Genomic DNA, 20,723 nt, shown 5'->3' with positions numbered 1-20,723 from the left:
CCCTAGATTTCAAGCCGCGCCGTGATGCGGATGTCGCGGCCTGCCAGCGGCGCATAGTCCTTGAGGTACGAGGCATGGCGCCGAGCCTCCACATCGAACAGATTGTTTGCGGACAGGACCAGGCTGAGCGGGCCGTCCTCACCCATGGGCCGCCAGGTCGCCGACAGATTGACCATGGTATAGGCGGGCGTCGTCGTTTCGAACGCTGCTACGCGATTCTGGGCGAAGACATGTTCTACCTCTGCGCCCAGGTCGAACTTTGCCGATTCCGCAGAGAGACCGCCCAGCACGCGCAGCGGCGGAATACGCGGCGCTGGACCGACGCCATCAATGTTCGAGTGGACATAGTCGACCAGCGCATTGCTCTTGACTGTCCAGGCGCCAAGCTTCGCCAAGGTCGCGTCGAGTTCCGCTTCGAACCCGTAGAGCCGGGCATTGGCCTGGCGGATCTGGTATTCGGGCAGCCCGTCCTCGATATTCCCGGTGCGGTCTTCATAGACGAAGTTGGTGTACCAGTTGTGGAACACCGAGGCTTCAAAGCGGATACCGGAGAGGTTGGCGCGGACAATGCCCTCGACCGCCCAGACCCGTTCCGTTTCCAGATCGGGATTGCCGACTTCGAACGACGAAGTGCCGGCATGGGGGCCATTGGCGAACAGTTCCTCGGCAGAAGGGGCGCGTTCGGTGTGCGAACCGTTGAGCGCCAGCTTCACGCCCGGTGCCACGGTCAAGGCACCGCCCAATGCTGCCGAGAAAGTGTTGAACGTGCGCGTCCCGCTGAAGAATTCCGGGTGCGACGCATCGGGCTTTGAAACCTGGCGAGTGTACTCATACCGCAGGCCGCCTTCGACCAGGAGCGGGCCGCTTTCCAGTTGTTGCAGCGTGAACAGGCCGACCTGTTCAGTGCTGTTCCGGGGCAGGAAAGCCTCCTCACCCACCACGTTGAAATCGCGCGTGACGAACTGCGTGCCGCTGACGCCCTTCCATCCGTCCCGGTCCGCCTGGACCACTTCCAAGCGGCCCTCCATGCCCTTGCTGGAGAAAGTGGTGCCAATCGCGCCGTCCGGCTCGATCTCGGAGTGAACGTAGTCACCAAAGGCAAAGCGGAAGGCCAGCTTTTCGATCAGGTCGCCATTAGGAACCAGTTCAGCGCGGGCGTCGATCCGGTCCTGCCGCAGCTTGATGCGCGGAGATTCCTGTCCCTGGCCCTGCTCTGTCGCGAAGCGCACCGGCACCCCGTACAGACTGTCATAGCGGCCATAGGCAATGCCGATATTGCCCTGATCGGTGACGTAGGCCACCCCTGCCCCGGCCGTCCAGGTGCGGCTGGCGGTGTTGGGCAGCTCCCCCTTGAGCGCGGCATTGGCGGCAAAGTCGATCTCCTCCGCGCCTTCTTCGGGCGGAAGCAGGCTGGTCTCCAGAGCCTTCGCACGCAAGGCCGGGGTCAGGGCGTGACCGCCGATCCGCAGGTCATCCGTCTTGAGCCACGAACCATTGACGTGGCCGACCCAGTTTCCGCCCAGCGGCACTTCCGCCGCCATGGCCGCCATGCGCTCGTTCGCGGCGCTGCCATATCCGCCCATCGCGGACAGGTGCACCGGCTCGTCGGGGACAGCGTTGGGGATGCGCCGGTCGATCACGTTCACCACTCCGCCGCTCGCCGAGGAACCATAGAGAAGCGACTGCGGACCGCGCAGCACTTCCACCCGCTGTGCGAGCAGCGGATTGACGACCGGAGCGTGGTCAACCGAAGTGTTCGACACGTCGATCGAACCAATCCCGTTGGACAGGAGCTTCACCCGCTCCCCCTGCAAGCCGCGCAGCACCGGGCGCGAGGCGCTCGGACCGAACGAGGTTGCCGAAACGCCGGGGGTATGGGTCAGGCTGTCGCCCAGGCTGGGGCGCAGATTTGCAACCAGCTGTTCGGCATTGACGATGGCCACGCCCGAAATCGTATCGACTCGGCTCGCCCCGCGCAGCGCGGTGACCACGATCTCGTCATTATGGCTGGCATGGTAATCAACCTGATCCGCTTCGCCGCTGGCATGGGCGGCCATAGGAAAGGCGCCTGCGGCCAGAATGGAAATCAGCGAAACGGAACGGGCAAAGGAAAGGTTCATTTTGAATCCATCGGGTATTTGGGAGTGCCCGCCTCCTAGCTCACCGGCTGGATTGTTACAATATCTCATTACAGGAAAGCGTGCGACAGCTGTCGGAAATCCGCGGCATTCCCGCATAGCCTCCGTATAAAGAGATATTAGGGCTAACGAAAAATTACCATTTTGCCCCTAGCAAGGTCCTATGTGGCCACGAAAGCGCCCCGCGAGATCATTCCAGTTGGCCACCCCCGCGGCGGCCAAGTCGCTGTTTTACAATGAAAGCAGAGCGATCCGCGAATCACATGGGGAGCGCGGCAAATGATCTGGCCCTTCCGCAAGAATCGCCTGAAAAAACCGGTCACGAGGACCCGAATCTTCGCCTGGGCACTGCTGATTTGCTCGATCATGGGCGTAATCCAGATGCCGCTTCCGCTGGAAGACCTGTGGCGCGGAATGCGCAATCAGATGCGGGCGCGCCCGGCTGATCAGTCAGTTATCGTCGTCGCAATCGACGATAAGACAGCGAAGGCGCTCGGCAACGACACCTATTCGCGCCGCTTCAACGCGGATCTGCTGGATCGCGTCTTTGCTGCCGGTGCCAAGCGGATTTATTTCGACGAGGCATTCTCAAAACCGCAAGATGCGGAAGGCGACGAACTTTTCGCCAAGGCGCTGAACCGGCACCAGGGCCGGGTCTTCAGCGGCGCAATGTATTTCCGCAACCAGCAATCCGGCGAGCGCGAGGCGATCCTGCCCCTGCCCATGTTCCAGGGTACGACCATTCGCTCGCTCAACGGCGCAGCAACGCCGTTTTCGCTGTCCGCGGAACTCGTCTTCGCCGACAGCTTCGGCGGCCAGCGTGTCCCGTCGGTTTCGGCTGACATAGCTGGCCGCACCGGAGAAGTTGGAGAGCGCTACCGCCCGGACTGGACGATCCAGGTCAAGTCGGTCCCCACGATCAGCCTGATCGACATTCTACAGGGAAAGGTCCCCGCCGAACGGCTTCGCGGGAAGGACTTGCTTGTCGGTGTGACGACTGAGCAAAGCTTCGACTTTGTGCAGGTTTACGGCCAGGGCTGGTTTCCGGGCGTCTATGTCCACGCAGTCGGGGCGCAAACGCTGAAGGAAGGACATCCCATCAAGGCAGGCTGGGTGCCGCCGATGCTGGTGGCCGCATTGTTCTCAATCGCCCTGTTGCGTTCGCGATCGCGCCGCGCGGCCAACGCGATCCTCCTGCTGGGAGTCGCACTCGGACTCGTGGTGCCATTCGTCCTGGACAAATACCTGATCTCTGCTGACTACCTTTCGGCATTCCTCATGTTCGGCATCGTCGCCTATCGCTCCGCTACTCTGCGGGAGATCACCGAAGCCCGTCTGAAGAACGCCGGTTCTCAATTGCCCAATCTGTCGGCCTTGCGCCAGGAGCCGATGGCAGAGGTCCGGCCGATCATCGCAATGCGCATTCGAAACTATGCAGCTGTCTGTTCAAGCTTCGAAGCCTCGGTTGAAGACGAACTGATAAAGGAACTGGCCCGCAGGCTTTCGCTGCCCAGTTCGGACAATACCTTCTATCAGGCAGAAGACGTGCTTTACTGGCTCGGTCCGACGCTTTCGACGGATGAACTGCACGATCACCTTGCCGGCCTTGCCCGCCTGATCGAGAGTCATTTCGAACTTCGTGGACGCAAGGTGGACATTCACGTCGCTTTCGGCGTGGACATCGACCTGGCCCGCAATGTCGGGAACCGCATTGGCCGCGCCCTCCTCGCGGCCGACAATGCAGCGGCAAAGCACCAGTTGGTTCAGTTCAATTCCACCGCCAGCGATGAAGACGCAGCCTGGGAGCTTTCGCTGATGAGCGAGCTCGACGCGGCCATTGACGCGGGCGACATCTGGATTGCCTATCAACCCCAGTTTGATCTGCGGACCGACCAGATCACCGGTGCCGAAGCGCTCGTCCGGTGGCAGCATCCGACACGCGGGGCCATTTCGCCCGAGGCATTTGTCCTGCCCGCCGAATCGCATAACCGTATCAAGCGCTTGACCTTCTACGTGCTGGAACAGGCCGCCCGCTCGGTACGCCCGCTGCTGGCCACGAATCCAGACTTCCGCCTCAGCGTGAACATGTCGGCCAGCCTGCTGGAGCAACCACAGCTTCCTGCCCACATCGCGCAGGTACTGATTGCAACCGGCTTCCCCGCCGCCAACCTCACTCTTGAAGTTACGGAGTCGGCTCCCTTCAGCGAGCACAACATCGTTGCAACCAACCTCAGTGGCATTTCGGCCATCGGCATAGACCTTTCGATCGACGATTACGGCACCGGCAACGCGACCCTGGAATATCTCCGCTCGGTCCCCTGTCAGGAGATCAAGATCGACCGTCGCTTCGTGGGCGGGCTGGTATCGAACGCCAGCGACATGCTGCTGGTCGAATCGACGATCGAACTGGCCCATGGCCTGGGTCGCCGGGTCATTGCCGAAGGGATTGAAGATCCCGAGACGCTCGAAATGCTGCGCGCCATCGGCTGCGACATGGCGCAGGGCTATTATCTTGCCAAGCCGATGGCTCTCGACGGCCTCGAAGCACTGCTCGATACGGATACCCAGCCCAAGGCAGCCTGATCGAAAGATCCAAAATGCTGGCTACAGAGGGCTGATTCCTAACAGCTAACGCTCTGCCGCGGCGTCGCGAATCACCTCTTTGCCCTAGATATTTTTATCCATCTCCGGCTTGTCCGGCACATGCGCGCCGCGCATCCCCCTCTTGCACCAAGTTTCCGAAGTGGCTGAATTCCGACATTTTTCCAGCCCTTGCAGCTAATTATGGTTAATTTTTGGTTATTGCTTTTGGTAAACAATTGGTTATTTTAAGGGTCAGCAGATGGCCCTAGGGGCCCGCTGTGGAGTGCAGGAGACTTACAATGGGCATGTACGATTATTTCGAGCGCTTCTTCGGTCGTAAGTAAGCGACGTTACGAGTTTCGAAGCGGCCCCGGCGAAAGTCGGGGCCGTTCTCATTTGGGCAAACCCGAAAGCTGCAGTCGGCGCAAAGTGCCGCTCTGCCCCGCACCAGCGGGCAGCCTTATCTCACAATCAACAAAGCGGCGTGGAGCGCTAAACCAGCATTTCCGCAGCTGGTCCGTGCCCCAGGAACTGCGCCGGACTGGCCGTAGCGCCATAGGCCCCGGCGCAGAACACGGCGACCAGGTCGCCCACTCCCGCATGGGGAAAGCCTGCCTTGTCGGCCAGGCGATCCAGCGGGGTGCACAGGCAGCCCACGACGCTTGCTTCTTCCTCCACCGGGCAATCGAAGCGGTTGGCGATGGCGACCGGGTAGTTGCGCCGCACGACGGTGCCGAAGTTGCCGGAAGCGGCCAACTGGTGGTGCAATCCTCCATCGACGATCAGGAAAACTTCGCCGTGGCTGACTTTCCGGTCGACGATGCGGGTCAAGTAGACCCCGGCCTCGCCCACCAGGTAGCGGCCAAGCTCAATGCAGAACCGGGTGCCTGACAGGACTTCGGGCAGGTGCGCCAATTGCTCCTTCAACGCGCTGCCAATCGCCTGGATGTCCAGCGGCTTGTCGCCCGGGAAATAGGGAATGCCGAAACCCCCGCCCAGATTGCAGCACGGTAGCGGCACGCCGCTTTCCTCGGCCAGGCGCGCAGCCAGTTTCAGGGTTTGCGCTTGGGTTTCAATAATCGCCTCGGCATCCAGCGCCTGGCTGCCCGCGAAGATGTGAAAGCCCCGCCATTCCGCACCCGCTTCGACAACCTTGCGCACCAGCGCCGGCACACGCTCAGCATCGACGCCGAACTGCTTGGCCCCGCCGCCCATTTTCATGCCTGACCCTTTCAGGTCGAAGTCCGGATTCACCCGGATGGCGAGCCGGGGTTTGGTTTCCAGGCGTGCGGCAATGGCCAGGGCGCGCTCAGCCTCACCTTCAGATTCCAGGTTAAGTGTGACTCCGGCGGCAACGGCCGCTTCCAGTTCGTCGTCCCGCTTGCCCGGACCGGCAAAGCTTATCAGCGCCGGATCGATCCCCGCCGCGCGAACCAGGGTCAGTTCCCCGGCAGAGGCAATGTCGAACCCGTCGACGAGTTCAGACATGACCTGAAGTACCGGCGCATAGGGATTTGCTTTGACTGCAAAATGTAAAGAAAGCTGCTCTGGCATGGCAGCGCGCAACGCAGCCGCACGCTGCCGCAAGAGGTCAGCGGAATAGACGAACAGCGGAGTGCGTCCGGCCTGCGCCACCAGATCAGAGGCCTTGCGACCGCCAATGACGAGTTCCCCATCAATCGCAGCGTAACCCGCAGGGATCGGACCGAGAGGTTTCACGCCTGCAACTCCTGAGCAAGGCCCGTCCGGTCGATCTTGCCATTGGGCGAGATCGGCATGGCATCGCGCCAGTAAATCTGTTTCGGCTGCATGAAGTTTGGCAGTTCTTTCAGCAGGAAATGAGCGAGTTCTTCAGCATGACTTGAACTTCCCTGACGCCCCCGCACCACCAGATGCACGGCCTGGCCGAGGCGCTCGTCCGGCAAGCCCAGGGCCACCGCCTCGGCAACCAGGCCGCTGGCCAGTGCTGCGTCCTCGATTTCCTGCGGGCTGATGCGGTTTCCTGCGCATTTGATCATCGCATCACGCCGCCCGACGAAATAGAGCAGCCCGTCCCCGTCGCGGCGCACCCGGTCACCCGACCAGACTGCCTTTCCGCCATAGCGCGACTGCGCGGGAGCGGGCTTGAACCTCTCCGCGGTTCGCTCTGCATCCTGCCAGTAACCATGAGCAACGAGCGGCCCGCAATGGACCAGTTCGCCTTCTTCGCCATCGGCTGCAACCGCGCCATCATCGGCGATGACCAGAATTTCGGCATGGGGAATGGCTTTGCCCATCGAAGTGGGATGGCTGTCGATCAAGGCGGGATCAAGATAGGTGGAACGAAACGCCTCGGTCAGGCCGTACATGGCGAAGAGCCGCGCCTGCGGGAACAATCCGCGCAGCCGCCGGACCAGATCCACAGTCAGCGCTCCCCCGGAATTGGTCAGGCGGCGCAGGCTGGCTGCGGTTTCGCTTGGCCAATCCAGCTCCGCGACCTGGACCCATAGCGGCGGCACGGCGGCCAGTGTCGTGACGCCGTGCTTGCCCACCGCCTTCACCACGTCGCGCGGGGTGAGGTAGTCCAGCGGGACCACCCTGCCCCCGGCGTACCAGGTTGAAAGCAGCTGGTTCTGGCCATAATCGAACGAAAGCGGGAGGACCGCCAGGGTCACATCGTCCGCCGCCAGGCCCAGATAGGTCGCCACGCTCTGCGCCCCGAGCCACATGTTGGCGTGGCTAAGCATGACCCCCTTGGGCTTGCCCGTCGATCCGCTGGTGTAAAGGATCGCTGCCAGGCTGTCCGGATCGGCTTCACTGGGGCCAAGTCGCTCGGCCTGTTCCAGCGCGGCCAGGACTTCGGCTTCGCCCATTGCCCGGCAAGCAGCCGGAACATCACCGGGTTCCAGGCTGGCGAGGCGGCTGGGCGTGCCGATCAGCAGAGCCGCGCCGCTGTCGGCGAGGATATGCGCGACCTGGCTGCGCTTGAGCAAGGGATTGATCGGGACGTGGACCAGCCCGGCCCGCGCGGCAGCGAGCGGCATCAGGCAGGTCAGCGCGTCCTTGGCCGCCCAGGTTGCGACCCGCGCGCCCGACGATGGCAATGAAGCTGCCAGCCACCCGGCCAGCGCCGCCACCTTGTCCCGCAAGTCCCGGTAGGTCAGCACTTCTCCGCGCAGCACCAGGGCCACGTCATCATCCGCACCCCGCAGGGCGAGATGATCGAGCGGCCGGATATCGGTTTGCGCATCCACGGACACGGCTGTCATGGCTCCCATAAAACTGCTCCGCCGCGTCTATGGCGATGATCCCGGCGAAGTCCAAGCCGAGAGTTTCACGGCAATCGCGCGCAGCGATCTTGCCAAAGGGCCATCTCGCACTTGCGGAAAGTGTTGCCGCCCGGCTAGAGCCCGCTCGAAACCACGAATGGATTCCCATGCGACCCGAAACCGACCTGAAACTGCGGCAGATCCTGGAAGAGGTTCTGGGCCTCAAGCCCGGACAGGTCGATGGCTTTACCGCTGATACGGGCCTGTTCGGGGAATTGCCGGAGCTTGATTCCATGGCCGTTGCCGGCCTTCTCACCGAAATGGAAGACCGGCTGGGCATCACCATCGACGAAGACGAAATCGATGGCGAGATTTTCGAAACCTACGGCAGCCTGCTGAAATTCGCCGTTGCCAAGCAGGAAGCCGCTTAAGGCGCGTTCCCTGCTCAGCCTTGGCTGGCCGCGAATTCCCGCTCGGCCACGAAGCGTTCGGCGTCCAGCGCGGCCATGCAGCCGGTGCCCGCCGCCGTCACGGCCTGGCGATAGGTGTGATCCATCACGTCGCCGCAGGCAAAAACGCCCGGGATCGCGGTCTTGGGCGTTCCCGGCTGGACCACGATGTAACCCGCAGAGTCCAGCTCCAGCTTGCCCTTGAACAGTTCGGTCGCCGGGGCGTGGCCGATCGCAACGAAGGCTCCGTCCGTCGGCTCCAGACTGCTCTCGCCGGTGACCGTATCCTTCAAGGCAACGCCGGTCAGGCCCTTTTCGCCGCCGACAAAGTGGTCGACAGCCTTGTTCCACAGCACCTTGATGTTGGGATGGGCCATCAGGCGATCCTGCAAAATCTTTTCCGCGCGGAGCGAATCGCGGCGGTGGATCAGGGTTACGTCCTGCGAGTGGTTGGTGAGGTACAGCGCCTCTTCCACGGCGGTATTGCCCCCGCCGATCACCACGACCTTTTTGCCGCGATAGAAGAACCCGTCGCAAGTGGCGCAGGCGGAAACGCCCTTGGCCGAAAGCTCCTGCTCCCCGGGAACGCCCAGCCACTTGGCCTGTGCACCCGTGGCGATCACCAGCGTTTCGCCTTCGTAAACGTCCCCGCCATCGCCAATCGCGCGGAACGGCGGGCCGGACAGGTCCACTTCGACAATCGTGTCCCACAGCATCCGGGTGCCGACGTGTTCGGCCTGGGCCTGCATTTCCTGCATCAGCCACGGCCCCTGGATCACGTCGCGAAAGCCGGGATAATTCTCGACGTCGGTGGTGATAGTCAGCTGCCCGCCGGGCTGAAGGCCCTGCACCACGATCGGCTGCATTCCGGCGCGGGCGCCATAGATGGCGGCGGAAAGTCCGGCCGGTCCGGAACCGATGATGAGCATACGCGTGGTGTGGGTGGTCATGAATCCCTCCGTTTGGCCGTGCAGATAAGGACCGCGCCGCGCCATTGCCAGAGGATTCGAAAGCGATTTCCCCCGGATTGACGCAGGTGCCCCTTCATAGCAAAGCAGTTTGCATGACACCGCACGGACCGACCGCCAACAGCTTCATCTCGCAGCGCCTGCGCCTCCACTATGTCGACTGGGGCAATCCCGATGCCCCGCCGCTGATCCTTCAGCATGGCGGGCGCGACCATTGCCGCAGCTGGGACTGGGTGGCCGAGGAATTGGCCAAGGACTGGCATGTCATCGCGCCCGACCTGCGCGGCCATGGCGACAGCGCCTGGGCGCCGGACGGCAATTACGAGATCAATGCCTTCGTCTATGACTTTGCCCAGTTGGTCCACACGCTGGGACATGACCAGGTGACGATCGTGGCCCATTCGCTGGGCGGCAACGTGGCGACGCGCTTTACCGGGCTTTATCCCGAGAAAGTCCGCAAGTTCGTCAATATCGAAGGGCTTGGCCCCTCGCCCAAGACCCGGGCAGAGCGCGAAGCGGCAGGCTATGCCAACCGCTTCCGGGGCTGGATCGAAAAGCGCCGTGCCGCTGCGGGCCGCATCCCGCGCCGTTATCCGACGATCGAGGCCGCCTATGCCCGCATGAAGGAGGAAAACGCCTTCCTGACCGACGAGCAGGCCCGTCACCTCACCATCCACGGCGCCAGCCGCAATGAGGACGGCACCTGGAGCTGGAAGTTCGATCCCTATCTGAACGTCTGGCCGTTCGAGGATACCCCGCAGGAATTGACCGAGGAGCTGTGGCGGGCAATCACCTGCCCGATGCTGCTGCTCTATGGCGAGAATTCATGGGCATCGAATCCGGAACTGGACGGCCGCATGAAGAACTTCCGCGATGCGCGCGTGATCGAATTCGAAAACGCCGGCCACTGGCTCCACCACGACCAGTTCGACCGCTTCATGGGCGAGATCAAGGCGTTTCTCTGATATCTCAGCTGGTCATTGCGAGCAAAACGAAGCTCTGCGCGGATAACGACAGGTGACATTACCCCCGTTCGTCCTGAGGAGCCGGTGAAGCCGCAGGCTGATCCGGCGTCTCGAAGGATCGCGTAGCAGCGCTGTGGTTCGAGACGGCCCTCAACCTCCGGTTTCGGTGCCTCCTCACCACGAACGGTTTTTGATGGCCTTCACCAATTCATGGAGCGCCGAATCTCTTACCCCTCCAGGTAATGCGCCCGCAGTGCCTCGCGGCGCGGCGCGTCGACCCCCAGTACCTCTTCCAGATAGCGGTCCAGGTCGCCGTGGCGCTCTTCCGCCGCGCGGAAGGCGGCGTTGAGGTAGTCCGCATCGACGCCCATCAAGGCGCGGATCGTATCATCCGAAATGGCGCCATGCTTTTCCCGGATCTGCGTGGCCCCGGCAGCGATGCGCGCTTCGATGTTCCCCGCCGTGTTGGTCAGCAGGTAATCCTCCATGATCGCATCGCGCGGAATGCCCAGCGCATGCTGGGCCATGGCGACAGCCCAGCCGGTGCGGTCCTTGCCCGCAACGCAGTGGACCAGGCTGGGGACTGACGCCCTTTCCAGCACGTCGAAATAGGCCCGCAGCATCGGCACCAGGTTGGGCCGGAACGCGATGCCATCATACAGGCGGATCATGGCCGCGCGGGCTTCATCTGCTGTCACGACCCCGTCAGCAGCTTCGGTATGCAGAGCAAGTCCGGCAGTCTCGTCCGGGTGCGCCAGCACTTCGGCGGCAAAGTCTTCATGCCGGCGGCACGGCTTGGCAGTCCGCTCGGACGGACCGCGCAAGTCTATCACCGTGGTCACGCCCAGCGCGTGGATCGCGTCCAGATCCGCGTCGCTGGCATCGCCGTGCTGGGCCGAACGCCACAGCAAACCGCGCTTTACCGCAGCGCCGTCCGCTGTGTCATAGCCGCCATAGTCGCGGAAATTGTGGACGCCATCGAGCTTCAGAACGCGGGAATCAACCATGGCGCATGGCTTGGCAGGTCGGGTTGCAGAGTGCAACGGGTTTGACGATCAGAGCGACCAGTCCGCCCTGCCCTCCAGCACTCCCTTCAGATCGGCGAGCGACCCGCCCGGAGCCAGCAACCCCCGCAGCGCTTGCTCTCCCAGGTCCAGGTAGGTGCGGTGCGGCACGGCCAGCAGGACCAGATCGAACGGGCCCTGCGGCAGCGCCTCGGCCAGGCTGATGCCGTATTCATGTTCTGCTTCGCCCGGATCGGCCATCGGGTCGTGGACGATCACCTGGTGCCCCAATTGCCCCAAGGCCATGGCCAGGTCCGCGACCTTGCTGTTGCGCAGGTCCGGGATGTTTTCCTTGAAGGTCAGGCCCAGGACCAGGACCGAACCGACCCTGCCGCCCCGCGCCGAATGGAGTTCCTGCGCAACCCAGCTTGCCATCGAATCGTTGATCCCGCGCCCGGCGGTAATCACGTTGGGATCGATCCCCAGATCGCGCGCGCGGTGAGCCAGGTAATAAGGGTCGATCCCGATGCAGTGCCCGCCGACCAGTCCGGGCGTAAACGGCAGGAAGTTCCACTTCGTCCCCGCAGCCGCCAAGACGTCCCAGGTCGAAATCCCGATGCGTGAGAAAATCTGCGCAATCTCGTTCATGAAGGCGATGTTGATGTCCCGCTGGGCATTCTCGATTACCTTGGCCGCTTCGGCCACTTTGATCGAACTGGCCTTGAACACTCCGCCCGAAGTGATCGCGCCATAGACCGCCGAGACGCGTTCCAGCACTTCGGGAGTCTGGCCGGAAACGACCTTGGTGATCTTGTCCACCGTATGCTCGCGGTCGCCCGGATTGATCCGTTCCGGGCTGTAGGCCAGGAAGAAGTCGACGCCGGATTTCAGGCCGGACACTTCCTCCAGAACCGGGGCGCAGATCTCTTCGGTCACACCGGGATAGACCGTGCTTTCATAGACCACGACCGGCCGGCGCCCCTCCTCAACTGCCGGGCGCAGTACGGCACCCACGGCGCGGCTGGCCTTTACCACCAGGCCAAGGTCGGGCCGGTTCTCGGCGTCGATCGGGGTGGGCACGGTGACGATGTAGAAATCGCACGGCGGGCAGTCCTCCAGCCGGTCGAGCAGGCTGATCGGGCTTTCCCGCAAGACCGGGCCGTCTATCTCTCCGGTCCGGTCATGGCCTTCGCGAAGCTGGGCGATGCGGCTCTGGTCAACGTCGATCCCCCAGGTCTCGAACTGGCGGGCCAGCGCGAGGGTCAGCGGCAAGCCGACATAGCCCAGCCCGATCACGGCAATACGCGGGTTCGTTTCTGTCATGAAGTTATCCTACTTGTGACCGTATCCGGTGAGCATCGTCTTGATAGTTTTCATGACGATCAGAATATCGAGCCATATTGAGAAGTTACGGATGTAATAGAAGTCGAACTGAAGCTTCATCTTGATGTCGTCGACACCGGCAACGTGGCCCTGATTTACTTGGGCCCATCCTGTAATTCCGGGCTTCACGATGTGACGATAGCGATAGAAGGGTACTTCGGACTGGTACCAATCGGACAGTCCGGTCGCCTCTGGGCGCGGTCCGATCAGGCTCATTTCGCCGCGCAGGATGTTGATCAGCTGCGGCAGTTCATCGATGCGGGTGAAGCGCAGGAACTTGCCGATGCGGGTGATCCGGTTGTCCTGCGGCCGCGTGATCAGATCGTCGACGGAGCCCTTGCCGCCGCTCGGCGTACAGACCCGCATGGTGCGGAACTTGAAGACCGTGAACTCCTTGCCCCGGTATCCCATGCGGCTCTGTCGGAACAGGATCGGTCCCGGCCCGTCCAGCCGGATCGCCACTGCCGCGACCAGGCAGATGGGCAGGACCAGCGGGCCAATGATCAGCGCGGCCAGCCAGTCGATCACCTGCTTGGGGAGCATCCACGAATTGGCCGGACCCAGCGCGCCGAAATTGTTCTCGGACAGGTTCTCAAGCTCGGCCCGGCCGGTCAGGGATTCATAGAGGTCCTTGGAGTGGTAGACCGGAATTCCGGACAGCGTGTAATCCGCAATCCGCGCTTCCCAGGCATCGCTGTGTTCGTGCCGGAAGTCAGCCGTCACCGCGTCGATGTCGTCCAAGGCGGACTGGGCGGTCAGGAAACGGCTGGTAACCCCGGTCAACTCGTCAAAGCGCGGCAGCCTGCCTCCCGGAATGACCCCCAGCCGCAGCAAGGTCCGGCGCTGTACCATCAGGTAGACGGCGAAAAACCAGACGATGCAGGCCAGAAAGCTCATGACCAGCAAGCTGCGGGTGTACTCCACCCGGAACAGCAGGATAGTGACCAAGACCAGCCCGAACGAGGTCAGATAACCGGGTAGAATCCCATAGCTTTCGAAAGTGCCCGGCAGGTTGCTGAGCGAGCGGTGCAACATAAATCCCAGCACCAATGCAACCAGACAGGCCACCAGTGTGTTCTGTGCCACGTAATCATTCACACCCGCAGGCAAGAACCGCGCGGTGAGGAGGAAGGGCCAGATGACACAGGCAAGTGCCGCCACTCCCAGCTGGAACAGCGGATTGAGCACGGGGGACGTGCGCTGCAGCCGAAGTTTCTTCGGTGGCATTACGATCTACCCACCGATTGCTTCCGACTGACAATTATTCGCCCCAGGTCTGCGCAGTAGTTTTGTGGAAGTTCGATCCACAACGACGCGGCCATTCTGCAATTCCCTCAAATCTTTTCATTATTGATTGCCCGGAGCCAACATGACCCCTCAACTAATTCGGCCGAGACGTTTCAGCGATGCGCGCGGATGGTTCAGCGAGACTTACAACCGCGCAGTTTTTCATGATCTGGGCATCACGGACGAATTCGTTCAGGACAATCACAGCAGGTCGCTAACGCGCGGAACCCTGCGCGGGTTGCATTGCCAAACCCCGCCGCATGCCCAGGCAAAGCTAGTGCGCTGTATTCGCGGCGCTATTTTTGACGTTGCAGTCGATCTGCGCCGCGCTTCTCCGACCTTTGGCCAGTGGGTCGGCGCCACGCTGACCGCAGAGCGCGGCGAACAGCTCTATGTCCCGGTGGGTTTCGGGCACGGCTTCCTGACGCTCAGCGATGAAACCGAAGTGCTCTACAAATGCTCGGACCTCTACGCACCCGAATGCGAGGCGGGCGTAAGCTGGGACGACATGCAGATCGCCGTCGACTGGCCGCTCGATGGCGCGCAGCCACACCTTTCCGAAAAAGATCGGAACCTGCCGCCGCTTCGCGCGTTTACGGCGGACTTTCCCTATGACGGCATCCCACTCGCCCCACTGGACTAACGAAGGAACAACATGGCCATCGGGCGCATTCTGGTAACCGGAGGAGCCGGCTTCATCGGCTCGGCATTAGTGCGGCAATTGATCGCGCAAACGGGCGCGCAGGTCTGCAATGTCGACAAGCTGACCTACGCCGGAAATCTCGCCTCGCTGGCGGAGGCCCGGCATTCGCCGCGCCACCAGTTCCACCAGGCGGACATTTGCGACCGGCCCGCAATGGAAACCATCTTCCGCACCTTCAGGCCCGAGGCCGTGATGCACCTGGCGGCCGAAAGCCACGTCGATCGCTCCATCGACGGGCCGGCGGATTTCATCCAGACCAACGTCGTTGGCACCTTCACTTTGCTGGACGTTGCAACGGCCTATTGGCGCGGTCTGGATGCAGCGGAGCAGCGGTCTTTCCGCTTTCACCACGTTTCGACCGATGAAGTGTTCGGATCGCTGGGCGCCGATGGCAGTTTCGACGAAACGACTGCTTACGACCCGCGCTCCCCTTATTCCGCAACGAAAGCCGCAAGCGACCATCTGGTCCGGGCCTGGCACCATACCCATGGGCTGCCGGTGGTCCTGACCAATTGCTCGAACAATTACGGGCCTTACCATTTCCCCGAAAAGCTCATTCCGCTGACCATCCTCAAGGCAATCGCGGGAGAAGCCCTGCCGGTTTACGGCGACGGCTCCAACGTGCGCGACTGGCTGCACGTGGACGACCACGCCCGCGCGCTGCGGCTGGTCGTGGAACAGGGGAGGATCGGGGAAACCTATTGCGTCGGCGGCAATGCCGAGCGGACGAACCTGCAAGTGGTCGAAGCCATTTGCGACGTGCTCGATCGCTTGCTCCCCCGCTCCGACGGTGCCTCCTACTGCGAGCAGATCCGGTTCGTGACCGACCGCCCCGGGCACGATTTCCGCTATGCCATCGACGCGAGCAAGCTGGCGCGCGAACTGGGCTGGCAACCCCAGGAAAGCTTTGCCAGCGGCATTGCCAACACGGTGGCCTGGTACCTCGCCAACGAAGGCTGGTGGCGCAGCGTGAAGGATGGTTCCTACCAGGGCGAACGGCTGGGACTGGCCCATGCCTGAGCGCTGGTTGCTGACCGGTGGAACCGGCCAGGTGGGGCTCGCCCTGCGCCGGAGCGCCCCTGCGGGCGTGGAGATCATCGCACCAGATCGCACGCAGCTCGACCTGACCGATCCGCAAGACGTCGGATCGTGGCTGCACGGGGTATCTGCGGTAGTCAACTGCGCCGCCTACACCGCCGTCGACCAGGCGGAGTGCGAGCCTGAACTGGCGATGCTTGTAAACGCCAAGGCGCCGGGCATCCTTGCCCGGGCGGCAGCAGAAGCAGGCATTCCGCTGGTCCACGTATCGACCGACTACGTCTTCCCCGCCGATGGAACCGGCCCTTGGCGTGAACATGACCGCGCAAAGCCCGGCAACGCCTATGGCGAAAGCAAGTTCGCCGGTGAGCAAGCCGTCCGCACCTCGGGCGCGCGCCATGCGATCGTTCGCACCGCCTGGGTGGTCAGCGCGGACGGAACCAACTTCGTCAAGACCATGCTGCGCCTGGGCGCGGAACGCGAAGTGTTGCGCGTGGTGGCGGACCAGCGCGGAACCCCTACCCACGCGGGCGATCTCGCCGCAGCCTTGGTAACCATTGCGCAGCGGTTCACTGGAAATCCGGACCAGCCATCGGGGACATGGCACTGTACGAATGCCGGCGAAACGACCTGGCACGGACTGGCGACGCGCATTTTCGCGCGCGCCGAAGAACTGGGCCTGAAGGTCCCCGAAGTGGTCGAGCCGATCCGGACTGCGCACTATCCGACCCGCGCCATCCGTCCGCAGGATTCCAGGCTCGATTGCAGCCTCATCGCGCGGGACTTCGGGATTGCGCTTCGTCCCTGGGAAGAGGCCGTCAGCGACATTGTCGGGGAACTGGCCAGCGAAGGACTTGCAGCATGAAGGGCATCGTACTTGCCGGAGGTTCTGGCTCCCGGCTCCACCCGGCCACGCTGGCGGTCAACAAGCAATTGCTGCCCATCTACGACAAGCCGATGATCTATTTTCCGATCAGCGCGCTGATGCTGGCTGGGATCCGCGAAATCCTGATCATCAGCGCGCCGGAATACCTGCACAACTATCAACGCCTGTTCGGCGATGGCTCGCAGCTGGGCCTGGTGATCGACTATGCCATCCAGGTCCGCCCGGAAGGCTTGGCCCAGGCGTTCCAGATCGGTGCCGGCTTTGTCGGCGGCGGCCCTGCCGCGCTGGTGCTGGGCGACAATATCTTTCACGGCGCCGGGCTTTCGCACATGCTTTTGCGCGCCCGAGAGCGGGCCGAGGCAGGTGCCGCCACCGTGTTCGGCTACAGCGTCGAAAACCCTGTAGCCTATGGGGTCGTCGAGCTGGACGAGGCGGGCAAAGCGCTGTCGATTGAGGAAAAACCCCAGCAGCCACGCTCGAACTGGGCTGTGACCGGGCTCTATTTCTATGACGAGCGCGTGACGGAGTTCGCCCGCAAGGTGAAACCGTCCGCGCGCGGCGAACTGGAGATAACGGACCTCAACCGCTTCTATCTCGAAGCAGGCGAACTGCACGTGGAGCGGATGGGGCGCGGTTACGCGTGGCTGGACACCGGAACCCACGAAAGCCTGCTGGAGGCGAGCGAATTCGTCCGCACACTCCAGAACCGGCAGGGAATCCAGCTCGCCTGTCTGGAAGAGATCGCCTGGCAAGCGGGCTGGATCGACGACGACGCCCTGGCTTCCCGGGCCGAGGACTACGCCAAGACCGGCTATGGCCGGTATCTCGCGGGTCTGTGCGAGCGCGGGCCGCTGCCCTGATGCGCAAGAACGCCGTTCTCTATATCAGTTATGACGGAATGCTTGAGCCCTTGGGCCAGAGCCAGGTGATTGCCTACCTGGAACGGCTCTCCGGCGACTATTCCATCCATCTGGTGAGTTTCGAGAAGCCCGCCGACAAGGCCGAAGCGGACAAGGTCGCGGCCATTGGAGAGCGCCTGAACCGGGCCGGGATCGCCTGGCATCCGCTGACCTATCACAAGTCCCCCACCCTGCCCGCCACGCTATTCGATATTGCCCAGGGAACGGCTGTCGCGCTCTGGCTGACGCTGCGCCACCGGGTCCGGCTGATCCACGCGCGCAGCTACATTCCTGCCTTGATCGGCTGGATGATCAAGCTGCTGACCGGGACGAAGCTGCTGTTCGACATGCGCGGCCTGTGGGCCGATGAACGGGTCGACGGCAACATCTGGCCCAGGGGCGGGCACCTTTACCGCGTGGTCAAGCGGCTGGAAAAGACGCTGCTCCTCGGCGCGGATCATGTCGTCACGCTTACCCACGCATCAGAGGGCGTGATCGCGGATTTTCCCTATCACGCGTCTCGGGGTCATGCGCCGATGACGGTCATTCCCACCTGTGCCGACCTTGAGCGGTTCAGCCCCGGCGCAACGGCGCAGGACGGTCCGTTCGTCCTTGGCTACCTTGGCTCCATCGGAACCTGGTATCTTTTTGACGAGGTACTCGCCTGCTTTGCCGTGCTGCGCCAGCGGCGTCCTGATGCGCGGCTCCTGGTCATCAATCGCAACGAACAGGACCTGGTCCGCAGCAGTGCGGCGGCAGCCGGAATTCCAACCGAGTGCATCGAAGTCAGAGCGGCCGACCATGCCGAAGTGCCGGAACAGATTCGCCGGATGCATGCGGGCGCCGCGATCATTCGCCCGGTCTATTCCAAGATCGCAAGCGCACCGACCAAACTGGCCGAGTACCTGGGCTGCGGCGTGCCATGCCTGGGGAACACAGGCGTTGGTGATATGGAACTGATCCTGGAGCGCAAGCGGTGCGGCGTTGCCCTGTCGGACTTCACGCCAGAGGATCGGGAACGCGCCGTCGACCGCCTTCTGGCTCTGGCGCAGGATCGATCCACGGCGCAGCGCTGCCGCGACGTTGCCCTGGCCCATTTTTCGACCAGCGACGGCGCCGCGCGCTACCGCCAGATCTATCAGGACATGACCGCATGAAACGTATGCTGGTCCTGTGCCCCTATCCCGAAGGGGTCGCCGCCGGGCAGCGGCTCAAATACGAACAGTATTTCGATGACTGGCGCCGCCAGGGCTGGCAGATCGACGTATCCAACTACATGGACCACGCCATGTGGAACGTGGTCTGGGCCAAGGGCAACGTCCCGGCCAAGATCCTGGGAGTGCTGCGCGGTACCTGGCGCCGCTTTCGCGACCTGGGGCGCATTCGCCGCTACGATCTGGTCTACGTGTTCAAATGGGTCACGCCATTCGGCACGACCGGCTTTGAACGCCTGGTCCGCGCGCAAGCGAAAAGCCTGATCTTCGACGTCGAGGACAATGTCCTGTCCGATGTCCAGGGCGGCGTGGCGGATCATATCGGCCCGCTGGTCAAACTGCTCAAAAGTGGTCGCAAGGCGCGCTACCTGATCGGCAGCGCGGACCATGTCGTGACCAGTTCCCCGTTCCTGAATGACCTGTGCATTCCGCTCAACCGGCACGGGGCCTGCACCTACATTTCCTCTTCGGTGGACACCGACCGGTTCCAGCCGGCAACGCCCTATTCCAACGACAAGCCAGTCGTGATCGGCTGGACCGGAACGTTCAGTTCCAGGGTCTACCTGGATCTGCTGCGCGGTGTGTTCCAGCGGCTTGCCCGGCGCGTTCCATTCAAGCTGCGGGTGATCGGGAACTTCGATTACGACCTGCCCGGGGTCGACCTGGAAGTCGTGCGGTGGAGCGCGGAGCAGGAAGTGGCGCAGCTCCAGGCGCTGGACATCGGCGTCTATCCGCTGCCGATCGACGACTGGGTGCTGGGCAAGTCCGGTCTCAAGGCCATTCAGTACATGGCCTTTGCCCTGCCCTGCGTTGCCACCGAAGTCGGCACGACGCCGATGCTGATCCGGGACGGCGAGAACGGCCTGCTGGTCCGCACCGAGGCCGAATGGGAGCAGGCCTTGGAACGCCTGATCCGCGATCCGGAACTGCGACGCCGCCTGGGCCAGGCCGCGCGCCAGGATGCCGTCACCCGTTACTCAACCCACGCCATCGCCGCCGAATACCGCAAGGTCATCGAGAGCGCCGAGCTGAAAGGACGAACATGAGCAGGATTTACATGGCAGGCGTTGGCGGAATGCTGGGCGAAGCGTTCCACCATGTCTTTTCCGGCAGCCACGAATTGCTGTGCACGGACAAGGACGTCAACGCGCCGTGGCTCTCGTTCCTCGATTTCCGGGACCGCGATGAGTATGCGCGCCAGGTGCTGGACTTCCGGCCGGACTTCTTGTTCCACATCGGCGCCCACACTAGCCTTGAATACTGCGAGGACAACGTCGACGACGCCTATGCGACGAACACCTTGCCGGTCGAGGATGCGGTGCGGCTGGCCAACCGGCTGGACATTCCGCTGCTCTACATCTCGACCGCCGGGATCTTCGACGGCGCGCAGGAAACCTATGACGACTGGGACCAGCCGAACCCGCTGGGCCATTATGCCCGGTCGAAATACATGGGCGAGCGCTTCGTGGTTGAGAATGCGCACCGCTATCTGGTCTGCCGCGCCGGGTGGATGATGGGGGCGGGACCGGACAAGGACAAGAAGTTCATCCAGAAGCTGATGGCCCAGCTGAAAGACGGCGCGCGCGAGTTGAAGGTTGTGGACGACAAGCTGGGCACGCCAACCTACACCCGCGATTTCGCTGCTCAGGTAAAGGTCCTGATCGAACAGGAGCTGTGGGGCCTCTACAACATGGTCTGCCAGGGCGTGACCAGCCGCTTCGAAGTGGCCGAGTATCTCGTCAGCGCCTTGGGCAAGTCCGAAGAGATCAAGGTCGAGCCGGTCAGTTCGGACTATTTCGCCCAGGAATACTTTGCCCCCCGCCCGCCTTCTGAACGGCTGATCACCAAGAAGCTGGACCTGCGCGGCGTGAACACGATGCGCGACTGGCGGGTCTGCCTGGACGAGTACCTGGCCGACAAATACGCCGGATATCTGGATTGAGCCCATACAGCCGGAA

Annotated in this window: 17 protein-coding genes; 10 read left to right on the top strand and 7 right to left on the bottom strand. The window is 62.8% G+C overall.

The window, feature by feature from the left end; genetic code table 11:
• Nucleotides 1-2 precede the first annotated feature (2 nt).
• Nucleotides 3-2,120 (bottom strand): TonB-dependent receptor, encoded by a 2,118-nt coding sequence (locus tag ACQKOE_RS02095; RefSeq protein WP_427511341.1) that lies wholly within the window; start codon nt 2,118-2,120, stop codon nt 3-5.
• A gap of 297 nt (nt 2,121-2,417) precedes the next feature.
• Between ACQKOE_RS02095 and ACQKOE_RS02090 the strand changes: the two genes are divergently transcribed.
• On the top strand, nt 2,418-4,721 hold the full coding sequence (locus ACQKOE_RS02090; protein WP_427511340.1) for an EAL domain-containing protein: 2,304 nt from the start codon (nt 2,418-2,420) through the stop codon (nt 4,719-4,721).
• 492 nt (nt 4,722-5,213) lie between these two features.
• Here ACQKOE_RS02090 and ACQKOE_RS02085 read toward each other — a convergent pair whose 3' ends face one another.
• Both ACQKOE_RS02085 and ACQKOE_RS02080 read right to left on the bottom strand, forming a co-directional pair.
• On the bottom strand, nt 5,214-6,440 hold the full coding sequence (locus tag ACQKOE_RS02085; RefSeq protein ID WP_427511339.1) for a pyridoxal-dependent decarboxylase, exosortase A system-associated: 1,227 nt from the start codon (nt 6,438-6,440) through the stop codon (nt 5,214-5,216).
• On the bottom strand, nt 6,437-7,969 hold the full coding sequence (locus ACQKOE_RS02080) for an acyl-CoA ligase (AMP-forming), exosortase A system-associated (RefSeq protein WP_427511338.1): 1,533 nt from the start codon (nt 7,967-7,969) through the stop codon (nt 6,437-6,439). The genes ACQKOE_RS02085 and ACQKOE_RS02080 overlap by 4 nt, the downstream gene beginning before the upstream one ends.
• Before the next feature lie 167 nt (nt 7,970-8,136).
• Between ACQKOE_RS02080 and ACQKOE_RS02075 the strand changes: the two genes are divergently transcribed.
• Nucleotides 8,137-8,400: an acyl carrier protein gene (locus ACQKOE_RS02075; RefSeq protein ID WP_427511337.1), complete on the top strand. Its 264-nt coding sequence runs from the start codon at nt 8,137-8,139 to the stop codon at nt 8,398-8,400.
• A 14-nt stretch (nt 8,401-8,414) separates the two neighbouring features.
• Here ACQKOE_RS02075 and trxB read toward each other — a convergent pair whose 3' ends face one another.
• A complete protein-coding gene (trxB, locus tag ACQKOE_RS02070) occupies nt 8,415-9,368 on the bottom strand; it encodes a thioredoxin-disulfide reductase (RefSeq protein ID WP_427511336.1) in 954 nt (317 codons plus the stop codon).
• 113 nt (nt 9,369-9,481) lie between these two features.
• On the opposite strand from trxB, the gene ACQKOE_RS02065 reads away from it, so the two are divergent.
• On the top strand, nt 9,482-10,351 hold the full coding sequence (locus ACQKOE_RS02065) for an alpha/beta fold hydrolase (protein ID WP_427511335.1): 870 nt from the start codon (nt 9,482-9,484) through the stop codon (nt 10,349-10,351).
• A gap of 227 nt (nt 10,352-10,578) precedes the next feature.
• Here ACQKOE_RS02065 and ACQKOE_RS02060 read toward each other — a convergent pair whose 3' ends face one another.
• The 3 genes from ACQKOE_RS02060 to ACQKOE_RS02050 are packed head-to-tail and all read right to left on the bottom strand — an operon-like array spanning nt 10,579 to nt 13,965.
• Nucleotides 10,579-11,358, bottom strand: a complete 780-nt coding sequence (locus tag ACQKOE_RS02060) for a tyrosine-protein phosphatase (protein ID WP_427511334.1) — start codon at nt 11,356-11,358, stop codon at nt 10,579-10,581.
• A gap of 48 nt (nt 11,359-11,406) precedes the next feature.
• Nucleotides 11,407-12,678, bottom strand: a complete 1,272-nt coding sequence (locus ACQKOE_RS02055; protein ID WP_427511333.1) for a nucleotide sugar dehydrogenase — start codon at nt 12,676-12,678, stop codon at nt 11,407-11,409.
• Nucleotides 12,679-12,687: 9 nt separating this feature from the next.
• Nucleotides 12,688-13,965 (bottom strand): sugar transferase, encoded by a 1,278-nt coding sequence (locus ACQKOE_RS02050; RefSeq protein WP_427511332.1) that lies wholly within the window; start codon nt 13,963-13,965, stop codon nt 12,688-12,690.
• Between the two features lie 142 nt (nt 13,966-14,107).
• Here ACQKOE_RS02050 and rfbC point away from each other — a divergent pair, with 142 nt between their 5' ends.
• Genes rfbC through ACQKOE_RS02015 form a run of 7 tightly spaced genes read left to right on the top strand, consistent with a single transcriptional unit; the run spans nt 14,108 to nt 20,707 of the window.
• Nucleotides 14,108-14,668, top strand: coding sequence for a dTDP-4-dehydrorhamnose 3,5-epimerase (rfbC, locus tag ACQKOE_RS02045; protein WP_427511943.1), 561 nt, complete (start codon nt 14,108-14,110; stop codon nt 14,666-14,668).
• Between the two features lie 12 nt (nt 14,669-14,680).
• Nucleotides 14,681-15,748: a dTDP-glucose 4,6-dehydratase gene (gene rfbB, locus ACQKOE_RS02040; protein WP_427511331.1), complete on the top strand. Its 1,068-nt coding sequence runs from the start codon at nt 14,681-14,683 to the stop codon at nt 15,746-15,748.
• Nucleotides 15,741-16,631 carry a dTDP-4-dehydrorhamnose reductase gene (gene rfbD / locus ACQKOE_RS02035; RefSeq protein ID WP_427511330.1) on the top strand — a complete coding sequence of 297 codons (891 nt, stop codon included), beginning with the start codon at nt 15,741-15,743 and terminating at the stop codon, nt 16,629-16,631. Before rfbB ends, rfbD begins: the two co-directional genes overlap by 8 nt.
• On the top strand, nt 16,628-17,512 hold the full coding sequence (gene rfbA / locus ACQKOE_RS02030) for a glucose-1-phosphate thymidylyltransferase RfbA (protein ID WP_427511329.1): 885 nt from the start codon (nt 16,628-16,630) through the stop codon (nt 17,510-17,512). The genes rfbD and rfbA overlap by 4 nt, the downstream gene beginning before the upstream one ends.
• Complete coding sequence (locus tag ACQKOE_RS02025) at nt 17,512-18,708, top strand: glycosyltransferase (RefSeq protein ID WP_427511328.1); 1,197 nt, start codon at nt 17,512-17,514, stop codon at nt 18,706-18,708. The genes rfbA and ACQKOE_RS02025 overlap by 1 nt, the downstream gene beginning before the upstream one ends.
• Nucleotides 18,705-19,811, top strand: a complete 1,107-nt coding sequence (locus ACQKOE_RS02020) for a glycosyltransferase family 4 protein (RefSeq protein WP_427511327.1) — start codon at nt 18,705-18,707, stop codon at nt 19,809-19,811. Before ACQKOE_RS02025 ends, ACQKOE_RS02020 begins: the two co-directional genes overlap by 4 nt.
• Entirely contained in the window at nt 19,808-20,707 is a 900-nt protein-coding gene (locus ACQKOE_RS02015) for an SDR family oxidoreductase (protein WP_427511326.1), read from the top strand. Before ACQKOE_RS02020 ends, ACQKOE_RS02015 begins: the two co-directional genes overlap by 4 nt.
• Nucleotides 20,708-20,723: the final 16 nt, after the last annotated feature.

Source organism: Novosphingobium sp. NPDC080210, assembly GCF_050281025.1.
GTDB lineage: Bacteria > Pseudomonadota > Alphaproteobacteria > Sphingomonadales > Sphingomonadaceae > Novosphingobium.
Note: the sequence above shows the minus strand (reverse complement) of the source record. Positions and strands in the feature narration are given on the sequence as shown.

Excerpts from the sequence above, each read along its gene's own strand:
- ACQKOE_RS02095 (WP_427511341.1), bottom strand. The coding sequence starts at position 2,120 with ATGAACCTTTCCTTTGCCCGTTCCGTTTCGCTGATTTCCATTCTGGCC.
- ACQKOE_RS02090 (WP_427511340.1), top strand. The coding sequence starts at position 2,418 with ATGATCTGGCCCTTCCGCAAGAATCGCCTGAAAAAACCGGTCACGAGG.
- ACQKOE_RS02080 (WP_427511338.1), bottom strand. The coding sequence starts at position 7,969 with ATGACAGCCGTGTCCGTGGATGCGCAAACCGATATCCGGCCGCTCGAT.
- ACQKOE_RS02075 (WP_427511337.1), top strand. The coding sequence starts at position 8,137 with ATGCGACCCGAAACCGACCTGAAACTGCGGCAGATCCTGGAAGAGGTT.
- trxB (WP_427511336.1), bottom strand. The coding sequence starts at position 9,368 with ATGACCACCCACACCACGCGTATGCTCATCATCGGTTCCGGACCGGCC.
- ACQKOE_RS02065 (WP_427511335.1), top strand. The coding sequence starts at position 9,482 with ATGACACCGCACGGACCGACCGCCAACAGCTTCATCTCGCAGCGCCTG.
- ACQKOE_RS02060 (WP_427511334.1), bottom strand. The coding sequence starts at position 11,358 with ATGGTTGATTCCCGCGTTCTGAAGCTCGATGGCGTCCACAATTTCCGC.
- ACQKOE_RS02055 (WP_427511333.1), bottom strand. The coding sequence starts at position 12,678 with ATGACAGAAACGAACCCGCGTATTGCCGTGATCGGGCTGGGCTATGTC.
- ACQKOE_RS02050 (WP_427511332.1), bottom strand. The coding sequence starts at position 13,965 with ATGCCACCGAAGAAACTTCGGCTGCAGCGCACGTCCCCCGTGCTCAAT.
- rfbC (WP_427511943.1), top strand. The coding sequence starts at position 14,108 with ATGACCCCTCAACTAATTCGGCCGAGACGTTTCAGCGATGCGCGCGGA.
- rfbB (WP_427511331.1), top strand. The coding sequence starts at position 14,681 with ATGGCCATCGGGCGCATTCTGGTAACCGGAGGAGCCGGCTTCATCGGC.
- rfbD (WP_427511330.1), top strand. The coding sequence starts at position 15,741 with ATGCCTGAGCGCTGGTTGCTGACCGGTGGAACCGGCCAGGTGGGGCTC.
- rfbA (WP_427511329.1), top strand. The coding sequence starts at position 16,628 with ATGAAGGGCATCGTACTTGCCGGAGGTTCTGGCTCCCGGCTCCACCCG.
- ACQKOE_RS02025 (WP_427511328.1), top strand. The coding sequence starts at position 17,512 with ATGCGCAAGAACGCCGTTCTCTATATCAGTTATGACGGAATGCTTGAG.
- ACQKOE_RS02020 (WP_427511327.1), top strand. The coding sequence starts at position 18,705 with ATGAAACGTATGCTGGTCCTGTGCCCCTATCCCGAAGGGGTCGCCGCC.
- ACQKOE_RS02015 (WP_427511326.1), top strand. The coding sequence starts at position 19,808 with ATGAGCAGGATTTACATGGCAGGCGTTGGCGGAATGCTGGGCGAAGCG.